Origin of the sequence: Candidatus Arthromitus sp. SFB-rat-Yit, from assembly GCF_000283555.1 — a bacterium.
Classification (GTDB): Bacteria; Bacillota; Clostridia; order Clostridiales; family Clostridiaceae; genus Dwaynesavagella.
Genome location: NC_016012.1, coordinates 1,007,028 through 1,018,643, shown reverse-complemented (window position 1 = coordinate 1,018,643; position 11,616 = coordinate 1,007,028). Strand labels below are relative to the sequence as shown.

Annotated in this window: 10 protein-coding genes; 6 read left to right on the top strand and 4 right to left on the bottom strand. The window is 29.7% G+C overall.

Features of this window, described 5'->3' with window-relative positions:
- Positions 1-42 precede the first annotated feature (42 nt).
- Positions 43-453, bottom strand: a complete 411-nt coding sequence (locus tag RATSFB_RS04790; RefSeq protein ID WP_014094916.1) for a hypothetical protein — start codon at positions 451-453, stop codon at positions 43-45.
- A gap of 182 nt (positions 454-635) precedes the next feature.
- On the opposite strand from RATSFB_RS04790, the gene RATSFB_RS04785 reads away from it, so the two are divergent.
- Both RATSFB_RS04785 and RATSFB_RS04780 read left to right on the top strand, forming a co-directional pair.
- Positions 636-1,118 (top strand): YdcF family protein, encoded by a 483-nt coding sequence (locus RATSFB_RS04785; protein ID WP_242821388.1) that lies wholly within the window; start codon positions 636-638, stop codon positions 1,116-1,118.
- Positions 1,119-1,194: 76 nt separating this feature from the next.
- A complete protein-coding gene (locus RATSFB_RS04780; RefSeq protein WP_044035564.1) occupies positions 1,195-1,848 on the top strand; it encodes a DsbA family oxidoreductase in 654 nt (217 codons plus the stop codon).
- 33 nt (positions 1,849-1,881) lie between these two features.
- Here RATSFB_RS04780 and RATSFB_RS04775 read toward each other — a convergent pair whose 3' ends face one another.
- The 3 genes from RATSFB_RS04775 to RATSFB_RS04765 all read right to left on the bottom strand — a co-directional run bounded on the left by RATSFB_RS04775 (position 1,882) and on the right by RATSFB_RS04765 (position 4,489).
- Entirely contained in the window at positions 1,882-2,691 is an 810-nt protein-coding gene (locus RATSFB_RS04775; RefSeq protein ID WP_014094913.1) for a hypothetical protein, read from the bottom strand.
- A gap of 27 nt (positions 2,692-2,718) precedes the next feature.
- The gene (locus RATSFB_RS04770; RefSeq protein ID WP_014094912.1) at positions 2,719-3,333 is read right to left on the bottom strand and encodes a hypothetical protein; all 615 of its coding nucleotides are present in this window, start codon (positions 3,331-3,333) and stop codon (positions 2,719-2,721) included.
- A 127-nt stretch (positions 3,334-3,460) separates the two neighbouring features.
- A complete protein-coding gene (locus RATSFB_RS04765) occupies positions 3,461-4,489 on the bottom strand; it encodes a hypothetical protein (protein ID WP_014094911.1) in 1,029 nt (342 codons plus the stop codon).
- Positions 4,490-4,855: 366 nt separating this feature from the next.
- Between RATSFB_RS04765 and RATSFB_RS04760 the strand changes: the two genes are divergently transcribed.
- The 4 genes from RATSFB_RS04760 to RATSFB_RS04745 all read left to right on the top strand — a co-directional run bounded on the left by RATSFB_RS04760 (position 4,856) and on the right by RATSFB_RS04745 (position 11,587).
- Positions 4,856-5,824 (top strand): D-2-hydroxyacid dehydrogenase, encoded by a 969-nt coding sequence (locus tag RATSFB_RS04760; RefSeq protein WP_014094910.1) that lies wholly within the window; start codon positions 4,856-4,858, stop codon positions 5,822-5,824.
- A gap of 231 nt (positions 5,825-6,055) precedes the next feature.
- The gene (locus RATSFB_RS07175; protein ID WP_014094909.1) at positions 6,056-8,239 is read left to right on the top strand and encodes a DUF4214 domain-containing protein; all 2,184 of its coding nucleotides are present in this window, start codon (positions 6,056-6,058) and stop codon (positions 8,237-8,239) included.
- Positions 8,240-8,374: 135 nt separating this feature from the next.
- Complete coding sequence (locus RATSFB_RS04750) at positions 8,375-10,093, top strand: DUF4214 domain-containing protein (protein ID WP_014094908.1); 1,719 nt, start codon at positions 8,375-8,377, stop codon at positions 10,091-10,093.
- A 144-nt stretch (positions 10,094-10,237) separates the two neighbouring features.
- Positions 10,238-11,587, top strand: a complete 1,350-nt coding sequence (locus RATSFB_RS04745) for a DUF4214 domain-containing protein (RefSeq protein ID WP_014094907.1) — start codon at positions 10,238-10,240, stop codon at positions 11,585-11,587.
- The last annotated feature ends 29 nt before the right edge of the window (positions 11,588-11,616 follow it).

The window sequence follows — 11,616 nt, the reverse complement described above, 5'->3', positions numbered from 1 at the left end:
AACACATTTAGGGAAATTAATTATTATATGAAGTGGGGGACTTTATTTTTTTGGTTTCAGCATAGTTTTAGTTAGTTTTAAAAATTTTTGGAGGTTTCCAATTCTGATTTTATCTGTATTGGCTTTTTTAAATTTGTTTTCTTTAGAATTTTCTTGCTCTATGGATTTTTTGAAATTGTTTAATATCTTTTGGTTTGAGCCTAGGTCTGTTAGATTATACACATACTGATTAAATTTTTTAACAATTTTATGTACTGATTTTTCTGTTATGTCGTAAATTAAGCTGTTCTGAAATCTTATAGCAGGTAGACTGCTTAATTTGTGAAGTTTTAGAATGCTTGTTTCATTTTTGAGGTTTGTTTGTAAGAAATCAATATTTTTATTTCTCAATAATTCTATATATTGTCTTGAAGAATCATCTGATTTGTCTAGATAAATTTGTATTAATGCCATAATGTTCTCCTTAATGTACCAAAAAATTTATTATATTTATAGTTTGCAAATAAATGGCAAAAAATATTCTTAAATTTTTCAAAAATAGTTATTAAAATTTAAGAGGTGAATTCAGCGTGTTTATACTTACAATATTTTTGATTTTGATATTAATATTTGTGTGTTCGGTTTTTTTATTTAGTATGAGTAATTGTGATAGGTTTTGTGATTACGTTATAGTTCTTGGTGCTAGAGTTTTGGATGAGAATAGGCCGTGTAGGGCGTTAGAAAATCGTCTTATATGTGCGATTGATTATTTGAATAAGTTTCCTGAGTCAAAGATTATAGTTACAGGTGGTCAGGGAATTGATGAAGTTACGACTGAGGCTAGTGTAATGAAAAAATATTTGATTAATCATGGAATTGATATTAATAGGATTTTGGTTGAGGATAAGTCTAGGAATACTTTTGAGAATTTGAGAAATTCAAGGGAAATTATAGGGGATATAGAGAAAGTTATGATAATCTCAAGTAATTATCATTTATTTAGAGCGATGATGATTGCCCACAGAGTTGGATTTAAAAAAGTTTATTTAAAAGGAAGCAAAGATCGGAGTAAATTTTTTAAAATTAATGTTTTAAGAGAATTTTTTGCAATAGTGAAATCTTTTTTTGCAGATTGGTAGTCAATAGGTGAATATAAATTATATTTACACAAATAATAAGCCTATGAGTTCGTAGTAATTTGTAGGAGGAGTAAGATTGATAAGTGTAAAATTGTTTTACGACTTTATTTGTCCATTTAGTTATGTGTGTAAGGTAATGTTTGATAAGTTGGAAAAAGAATATCCGATTAAAGTTGAATATTATACTAAAGAGTTGCATGTTGATATTTCTGAGAATGGAATTAGGACATCTGAATTATTAGATGTGTTGCCTAACTATTCATCTATTTTACAAATATTAAGTAATATAGGAATGCAATATGGAATTAAAATTAATGATGTTAAGATGAAATATAATACGAAGACAGCGTTAATACTTTCTAAATTTGCGAAAAGATACAATAAAGAATCGGAATATATAAATGCCATTTATAAAATGATGTTTGAAAATCTTGATAATATAAGTGATCTTGATAAAATACAGCAGGTATTTGCAAATATTGGTATTCCAACAAATCTTACTGATGAAGAGTTAAAGAAGTGCTATGTTGAATATTCAAACGATGCCTCTCATGCTATAGATGTCGATCTTACGGGAGTTCCTTTTGTTATAATTAATGATGATATAAGAATACAGGGATTGAGAGAAGAGAAAGTATATATTCAAAAAATTATGGGTTGTTTAGATAGAGTGGATAAATTGAATAATATATCGAAAGCTTTTGAAATTAAATCAGTGAGTACAAAATAAAAGTGTCTGTAAAAATTTTTACAGGCACTTTTTTTATTTTGTTCTTAATTGGAGTTTTGTTTTAAGCTCTTTTAATAAATCATCTTGAGGAGTAGGTTGTTTTTGTGTTTGAGTAGTTGTATTTGTTTTATTGAGTCCGCTGCTTAATTTATTTGATAGCTGATTTTTTAAATTTCCTGCTCCGTTCGTTGTAGTATTTGTTGAACTTAATTTAGGTGCAGGAAGAGGTGGAGCGTTTGGTATAGGTGGTGGTGTGGTATTAGTCGTTGTTGTAGTGGTTGTTAATTGTTGTGAACTTGTTATAGGTGTTCCTTGTGACTGAGTAGGTGGCGGTGGTGGAGTTTTTGGAAGATTGCTAAGGTCTAGACTATAACCTTTTGATGACGTTCCACCACCAAGAAGACTACTGAGTTTATTTTTTTGTGAAGAATCTAATTTATTAACAGATACGCTATTAGATTTCTTTAATCCTGCACCTGATCCATGAGTAGCTCCCAAAAGGCTATCTAAGTTACTAGCAAAAGTGCTTTTAAGATTTAGTCTTCCAACTGATTGAGTACGCTTTACTGTGGCTACTTTGTTTGTTGCAGTTGTAGTATTGTTAAATAGTGATGCTGCATTTTTAACAAGACCACTATTTACTACTTTTATATTAGAGGGCTTTGGTGCTACTGGTGGTTTAATAAGAGCTGCTTTATTAATCATTGATGCCATAGTTTTAACTGAATTAACACTTGCAGCTCTCAACATAGCGTTCGAGTCTTCAGATTTTGTTAACGTTGTAATCGTTGGTATTCCGAGGATTAAAGCAGTTAACAATATTTTATCTTTATTATTTTTCATTGTCTTCACCCCTTAATAACAACGTTTTTAAGGGATTTCTTCATAGATGTGTTCTTCAACAGGCTTTAGTTGTTGTTTTGGAGGTTGAGGAGCTGGTCCTTTATTTGGGTTATGTGCAGGTCTCTTTTTTAATCCTGTAGAATTCCCATTATTAGTAGTAGGTTTGGTAGTAGGTTGTTTAATAGTTAGAACATTTTCGTAAATAGGATCAGTAGTAGGAGTTTCATATGGAGATTCTCCCACAGTTGAATATGTCTGGTCACCTCTTTGAGGTACTGTAGGGGCTTTAGTACTACCATTACCATTAACTTTAACTATTTTGAGTTTGTGAGTTGTTATTATTTCTCCGAGTTTATCTAGACTTTTAGCAAGCTGTGGGTCAGTTTGCGGAAGGTTATCTAGAGTTTTCTTAGGAGTAGTAGTTTGGGAAGGAGATTTTTTTATGTTACTAACTGTTGTTCCAGAAAATTTTACTGGAGTTATATTTGGAGATTTAAGTTTAACAGTTGGGCTTGTTACTCTTGATGGTAATCTTATACCACTTATTTTAAATGCTTCAGCTTCTTTTTGGGAACTAAACAGTGCGATGATTGGAACGATTATGGCACTCCCTGCCAACAAGGATTTTAATATTTTATTCATAATTTAAAACCTCGCATATCCTTAAAAATTTAATACATTTCATATTTAATCTTATTATCGTCCCAACTTTTTGAAAATTTACAAAAAAAAGAAGTGATATCTTAAATAGATATCACTTCTAGTAGAATTAAAATTTAGTTTGTGTTAATTTAGTCTGTGATGTACCTGATTCAGTTATTGGTGTTAATTTAGTACCAGTTGTATTTCCATTACCATCTTTATTTTTTATTGGTATACTATTAGGACCTAATGAAGTAGTTCTTAGTGGAGGTGTTGGTTTTGTTGGTTTAGGTGGAGTAGCTGGTGGAGTTTTAGTTTGATTCCCAGATGAGCTAGAAGAAGTAGTGCTAGAAGAAGTAGAAGTACTAGTAGATGTAGTGGTAGTAGTACTAGTAGATGTTCCAGTGGTATTAAGCTTTGGCTTAGGTGCAACAGGTGGTGGAGTTTTAGTTGGGCTTGTAGAAGAAGTGGTGCTAGATGTTGTAGTGCTAGTAACTGTTGGTTTAGGTGTTTTGTTTGTAGCATTAATATCAGCATATGTTGGATCGCCAGTTGAGGAATGACCATGATATCCTAAATTTTCATATGTTGGTCCATTATTACCTGATGTAGATCCGCTAGTTGGGTTTTTAGAAGGAGCATTAATCTTTCCATTAGAATCAACAACAGCATATGGAGATGTACTTCCACCACTATCAGTACTGAATGTTGAAAGCCTATTTTGTCTTCCACTACTGCTGCCATTATTTCCGCTGTTAGTTTTTTTAACAGTAGTATATATTACTTCTTCAATCAAAACGGCATCTTTAGGTAGTACACTATTAGGTCCACCCCCATTATTCTTAAGTTTTATTGTAGAATATACTGTTCCGTCGGGACCTACTGTACCTTCAACAGTATAACCACCACTAGTAGTATTTCCACGTCCAAAGCAAGAAGTTAAACCACTAGTCCATCTAGATACTCTAGTTCCTAATCCACTGAAAAAATCACCAATGCCTCTAATTCCAGAAGTAACAGAAGCACCTACATTTCTAACTCGAGTACCCAAACCTGCAGCTTTTGCAGCTTGAGCTGAGGATGCTATGACGGTTGATGATAATATGATTGCCGAGCAAATTATTTTTGCACGCTTCAATTTTGTATTTTTTTTCATAATAATTGATCTCCTTAAATTAGATTCTCAATTAATTATTGATAATTAATGAAATTAATATAAAGTTAACATAATTAATGTAATATTAATATAAATCAAAATTTTATATTAATCAAGTTACAAGGTTTTAATTGTTTTTTAAAAATTATCGTAACTATTGATTAAATATTTAATTCATGAAAATTAATTTTAAAATTTTGCTAATTATTTCTAAAGTTTATATTATTTGGGGCGATATATGGTTTCATAGACATCATTTCTAAATACACACTCACTATAAATTTTAAATAAATTTGAATATTACTTGTTTATATGATATTATCTATATACTATATAAGTAATTTAAAATGAATGGGGTTAGATTTTATGGATAAAGTCGTTGTTTTAGATGCGTACACTATTAACCCTGGAGAATTTAATTGGGGTGTATTTTTAGATTATGCCGATAGAGTTGAGGTTCACGATAGAACACAAGAAGATGAAGTTTTTGAAAGAGTCAAAGATGCAACTTATGTTCTAACATGTAAAGTACCTTTAAGAGGTGAAGTTCTTGACAGATGTAAAAAACTTGAGTACATTGGATCAATGGCAACAGGAGTTGATCACATAGACATTGATTTTTGCTCAAAAAATAATATAACAGTCACAAATGTTCCAGATTATTCAACTAACGCAGTTTCTGAACTCGTGTTCGCATATATTTTTGAATATTTTAGAAAAGTTTCATTACATAATAGGCGAGTTCACAGCGGTGAATGGGTGAAGTCAAAAGATTTTTGTTTCTACGATAGAAGAGTATCTGAAATCGCAGGTAAAACACTTGGAATTTTTGGATATGGAAATATTGGGAAGAAAGTATCTGAGATTGCCGTAGCATTTGGAATGAAAGTACTAGTTCATACAACCACAAAAAGAGAAGACACAGACAATATAAAATTTGTATCAAAAGAAGAGCTATTCAAAAATAGTGACATATTATCTCTGCATTGTCCATTGACAAATGACACAAAACATATTATAAATAAAGAAACGCTTTCAATTATGAAAGACGGAGTAATTATTATTAACACAGCAAGAGGGAAACTTATAGACGAACAAGCCTTAAAAGAATCACTTCAAAATGGGAAAGTAGGGATTGCTTTTCTAGATGTTATTGAAGTTGAGCCGATGTTAGAGTCAAATGTTTTGTTAGGCGTTCAGAACTGTGTGATTACACCGCATTATGGATGGTGTCCACTTGAAACAAGAGAGAGATTATTTAATCAGTTGAGGATTAATCTACAAGAATTTTCAATACATGGAAATGTAATAAATGGGGTTAGTTATAAATCGTGAGGGATCACTTTAAAGTGGTCCCTCATTTTTTTAAAAATTTTAAAATTAAAAAAATATAACAAAATTATTAAAAAAGTATTGCAAAATATTACAAAATTTAATAAAATTGTAAAAAAGATGACGAAATGATGTGGCTAGATAAAAATTAACGACAAAACTATGTAGCAAAAATGTTAAACAGAATTCAATTAATTTTTATATTAAATGAAATAGATGTTAAGGAGAATTTATATGTTAAGAAAAAAATTAGCTAAATTCATATTAGGTGCAGTAATGCTTGGAGTATTTACATCATCATCTTTAGGAATGGGACAAGTTGTTAAAGCAAACCAAGTTCAATTAATCAATGCAAATGTTGAAACAGCTTCAGGAAGCACTGAAAACGGAAACGCAACTACAGATACAATAAACACTGAAAGTGGAAGTGAAACTACAACTCCAGGAACAGGTGGAGAAGGAACAGATAAGCCATCTACAGATGGTGGAACAACTACACCTACACCAGATCAAGGAAATGGTGGAGATAACAATACTGGTGGGGATAACAACAATGGTGGAAGCACAACTGATAAATATCCAGTAGTTAATGGTGTACTTGAATTTAATAATGATCTTGTTACTGGTAGTGGAAGTAGTACTACACAAGCATCTGCAGATGTTAAGTTAGCAAATATTATAACAGCTAGTAAAGATTTAGGAATTAAAACAATTAATATAGATTTAACTAAGACAACTACTACAACTAAAGCTACAACAGATGTAACTGGAACTGTTCAGTTAACTCAAGCTGTAGTAGATGCTATAAAGGCAAACGTAACAACTGCTAATCCATTGACTTTAAACTTTAAAAATGGTTCATTTGAAGTAAAGACTACTGGATTAACTTTAGACGGTAACGGTGCTTTAACAATAACTAGAGATACAACTAGCACTGGTGCAGTTATAGATGCTCAAGAAGATTTAACTATATCAAATGTTACATTTAAAGATACAGTTTCACCAGCTAAGGATGCGTTTATTAAAACTACAACTAATAAAAATGTTACTATACAAAACAATACTATAACAGGTATTTTATTTGATACAAAACCTGCAGTGCCTGCTACAGGAGTTACAGGAAACATATTTACTCCAGGATCTCAGTTGTATGTAGGACAAAATATGAAAATGGAAATAACTAAAGTTAATATTGGTGGTAACTTTGCAGATGCTAGATTTACAGTTACAGAAGGTACATCAACTGCTGGTATAACTATTGGTAAAGCTCAATTAAGCATAATTGAGGGAACAACATCAACAGATATCAATATTGATCAGCCAACAGGTACAAATATTATAAATCATGAGTTTACTGATTTAAAACGAAATACTCAATACACAGTAAAAGGAACTGCAGAAGTTGTTCTAGATGGTAATACATATCAAGGAATAACTGCTGAAAACAAAACAGATTTTAAAACATTAGACTTAGGTTCAAATGTTTCAAATATAGGATCAAGTTCAGCTACTGTTACAGCAAACGGAACATATACAGTAACTGCAACTAATGGATTAACTTTAAAATTAACTCCAAATGGACAAACATTTAATGGTACATCTACAGGTACTTCAAAACTTCCAGTAGATTTTAGATTAACAGGTCTTACTTCATATACAGATTACACATATGAAATATTAGATGGAACAACTGTTGTACTTAAAGGAAAGTTTAGAACAGCATCTTCATCAACAATATCTGGAGGAAGCTCAAGTAGTTCATCTTCAACTACTTATGATATTAAAACAACTGACATAAATAAAGGAAATATAAGAGATATCACAGCATCTATACCTGTTTCAAATACTAGTTTAGCTAACAGCATGAGAGATGGAAGAAATTTCTCAACTAATGTTGAAGGTGTTACTGTAGAATATAGAAACGGTAATGTAGAATTAGTAGGATTGGTTCCTGAAAAAGAATACAAAAACTTCCACATAACTTATACTGATAAAAATGGAACTAGTAGAAGAGTTAATGTTGCAACATTTACAACAAAAGTTTCTGAAACTAAATTAAGAGAATTTATATGTAATGTGTATATATACTCTTTAGGAAGACAAGCAGATGAAAGAGGATTTGCTTATTGGGAAAACCAATTGTCAACTAAGGTTACAACTCCAGAAAACTTTGTTACAAACTTATTATCAGAGAAAGAATTTTTAAACTTAAACTCAACAACTGCTTCAAGAGTTGAAGCTTTATATGAAGTAATTGTTGCTAGAAAATCTGATGCAACAGGATTAAAATTCTGGACAGATAAATTTGATGCTTTAAAGGGTAATGGTTACACTGATTCTTTAGCTCTATCATCTATAGTTAATGAAATGGTTAATGAATCAGAATTCCAAGCTAGAGTTAAGTCATTAGGTCTTTAATTTAAAGCTTACCTTTATGGTAGGCTTTATATTTTTTTAGAAAATTTTTAAAAAATAGTTGTAAAATTGTTACATGATTGTTTAAATAATATTAAGACAAATATTTAAATGAATTGTAATCTAAGGAGAAAATTTATGTATAAAAAATTACTTACCTTGATTTTATCATTGTCTATTTCAGTATGTGGGACTGTTACAGCTTTTGCTATATCATCTCAAACTACAAAGGATACAGCAGATACAACATCGAAAATTATAGTTCCAAAGTATGACATAACTATTAACGGCGGAATAGGAGATGAAGTTATTGAGTTTGATCCTATTGTAAATGTAAGTGCATCAGTTGTAGACAAGACTACTAGTTCAGCTATTGTGGATATATATACTAATTCCACTGATTCGTTTACTTTAGATTTATACAGAGATTATGATGATGTTAAAATTTATAGTTATAATGAATCTTCAATGGGATCAAGAGAGTTTAGATTATCGGGTCTTACTCCAGAAACAGATTATACTTATAAAATATTTGATGAATCAGATCGACTTGTATATAGTGGAACATTTAGAACGTTACCTTTATCATCATCATCTTCTTCATCTTCATCAAATTCCAGTATAAGTGTGTCAGTTGTAGATAGGACTACTGATTCAGCCAATATAGAAGTACGTACAAATGTTAATGATTCATTAAGATTGTATTTGTATAGAGATTATTATAATGGTACTTATGTTGGTAATTATAGTGAAGACTCATGGCTTTCAGGAAGATTTAGATTAATAAATCTTAACCAAAATACGGATTATTATTATGAAATAGTTAGTGAATCAGATAACAGATCTTTATATAGAGGATCATTTAGAACATTATCTAATTCATATTCGCCAAATTATAGTATAAATGTGTCAGTTTTAGATAGAACGTATAATTCAGCTAATATAGAAGTGCGTACGAATCTTAATGATTCATTAAGATTGTATTTGTATAGAGATTATTATAATGGTACATATATTGGTAATTATGCTGAAGATGCATGGCGTTCAAGAAAGTTTAGATTAACAAATCTTAACCCAAATACTGACTATTATTATGAAATAATTAATGAATCAAATAAAAGCTCTTTATATAGAGGATCATTTAGAACATTAACTTCATCATCATCGTCTAGTGGAAGTTCAAATAACAATAGTTCAATTTCATCAAACATTTATGAAATTAAGGAAGCTGATATAAACAGAGCAACAATAAAAGATACTACAGCAATTATACCAGTTTCAAATACAAGTTTGGTTAGCAGTATGAATGAGGGTAGAAATTTTTCTACTAGTATTAATGATGTTACTGTAACATATAGAAATGGAAATATAGAGTTAGTAGGATTAATTCCTGGAAGACATTATGGAAATTTAACTATATCTTACACTGATAAGAGTGGAACTAGTAGAAGAGTAACGGTTGCATCATTTACAACTAAATCTAGCGAATCTAAAGTAAGACAATTTATAATTGATGTTTACAAATATTCTTTAAATAGACAACCTGATGAAAAAGGATTTTCTTATTGGGAAAACCAATTAATAAAAAAAGTTATATCACCTGAGAATTTTATTATGAATTTATTATCAGAGAAAGAATTTTCAATTTTAAATACTACAACTAGTGCAAAAATAGACGCTTTATATAAAGTAATAGTTAATAGAAATTCTGACGCTGTAGGTTTAAAATATTGGACAGATAAATTTGAAGATCTTAAGAGAAGTAATCAGTCTGATTCATCAGCTTTAACGTCAATAGCTAATGAAATGATTAGTGAATCAGAATTCCAAGCTAGACTTAAAGATTTAGGTATTTAATTTAATTAATTGAAAGCTTACCATTAATTGGTGAGCTTTTTATTTTTTAAAATATTTAAAAAAATAGTTGCAAATTTATTACATAATTGTTAAAATAATATTAAGATAAAGATTTAAATGAATTGTAATCTAAGGAGAAAATTTATGTATAAAAAATTGTCTGCTTTACTTTCATCATTTCCTATCTTAGTATGTGGGGTATCTGCAACTTCTGCAAGTGCATCACAAGTAATGGTTGTTCAAAATGTAAATATGATAAGCCATAGAAACTCAATTTCATTTACTGGAAACGTTGATCCAAAATTTAGTGATGGAGATTTACGTGTTTTGGCTTTAGATGAAAACAATAATAAGGTTTATGAAAGCGAAAAATTAACTTTAAATAGAAGAGGGCAATTTGCTACAGAAATTAAAAATTTAGATCAATCAAAGAATTACAATTTATATGTTTCTTGCTCATATGGTGAAGGTAGTTCTAAGAATACAATATTTTCTCCGTCAATTGAGGCAAGTACTCTTAAGATTAAAACACAAGTTGAGTTTGAAGGAACGGACAATGTGAAAATTAAGATTTTAGAAAATAATTTGCCAAACGAATATTATCCTCTTTATTTAGTTTTGAAACTTGATGGGAAAGTATTTAAAACTGCTGAATTACCTAAGAGAGATAATTTGGTTTTAAATCTTACAGGGTTAAGAGAAAATTTAAATTATACTTATGATATCGTAACTAAAAGTGAAAATATTGAGAAAGTTGTAGATAATGGTATGTTCAAAACGCTTCAATCCGATAAAAATGAAAATCAAGGATCATCAAATTCAAAAATTTTATATTATACACTAACGAGTGATGATATAAACAATTCAAATATTGAAGATATTAAAATTGATTTAAATTTAAATGATGATATTAAAAAATTTGCAATAGGAGTAACGGATTTTAAAAGTAATATAGAAGGCTTAGATATAAAATTTTTAAATGGTAAATTGACTGTTAGTAATTTAGTTCCATCAAAGAAGTATTCAGATTTAAAAATATATTTTGATTCAAAAGATGGAAATAGGATAGTTTTAAACGTTGCACCATTTAAAACTCTTCAAGAAACAAGCGACATTAATAATTTTGTAAGATCTGTATATTTTAATTCTTTAAATAGAAATCCAGATGAAAAAGGATTTAAATTTTGGATTGATAGCTTATCTAGTGGAAAAGTTAGTTTTGAAAATTTTGTGATAAATTTATTATCTGAAGAGGAATTTTTAACATTAAGATCAACAACTGAATCAAAAATTGAGGGACTTTATAAAGTTATCGTTAACAGAGAGTCTGATAATGAGGGGTTAAGATATTGGGTTAGTAAGTATGATACGATTGTTTCCAAGGGATGCTCTAATGAATTTGCCTTAAGAGTTGTTGCTGAAACTATGGTTAATGAAAATGAATTTAAAAATATAGTTAAAAATTTAAAGGGATCATTAAAGAAAATTGCTTAAATAAAAGGCTACTAGTTAACTAGTAGCCT

Bases quoted from the DNA above. Each gene is read 5' to 3' on its own strand.
- RATSFB_RS04770 (WP_014094912.1), bottom strand. From the start codon at position 3,333: ATGAATAAAATATTAAAATCCTTGTTGGCAGGGAGTGCCATAATCGTT.
- RATSFB_RS04760 (WP_014094910.1), top strand. From the start codon at position 4,856: ATGGATAAAGTCGTTGTTTTAGATGCGTACACTATTAACCCTGGAGAA.
- RATSFB_RS07175 (WP_014094909.1), top strand. From the start codon at position 6,056: ATGTTAAGAAAAAAATTAGCTAAATTCATATTAGGTGCAGTAATGCTT.
- RATSFB_RS04785 (WP_242821388.1), top strand. From the start codon at position 636: ATGAGTAATTGTGATAGGTTTTGTGATTACGTTATAGTTCTTGGTGCT.
- RATSFB_RS04750 (WP_014094908.1), top strand. From the start codon at position 8,375: ATGTATAAAAAATTACTTACCTTGATTTTATCATTGTCTATTTCAGTA.
- RATSFB_RS04775 (WP_014094913.1), bottom strand. From the start codon at position 2,691: ATGAAAAATAATAAAGATAAAATATTGTTAACTGCTTTAATCCTCGGA.
- RATSFB_RS04765 (WP_014094911.1), bottom strand. From the start codon at position 4,489: ATGAAAAAAAATACAAAATTGAAGCGTGCAAAAATAATTTGCTCGGCA.
- RATSFB_RS04790 (WP_014094916.1), bottom strand. From the start codon at position 453: ATGGCATTAATACAAATTTATCTAGACAAATCAGATGATTCTTCAAGA.
- RATSFB_RS04745 (WP_014094907.1), top strand. From the start codon at position 10,238: ATGTATAAAAAATTGTCTGCTTTACTTTCATCATTTCCTATCTTAGTA.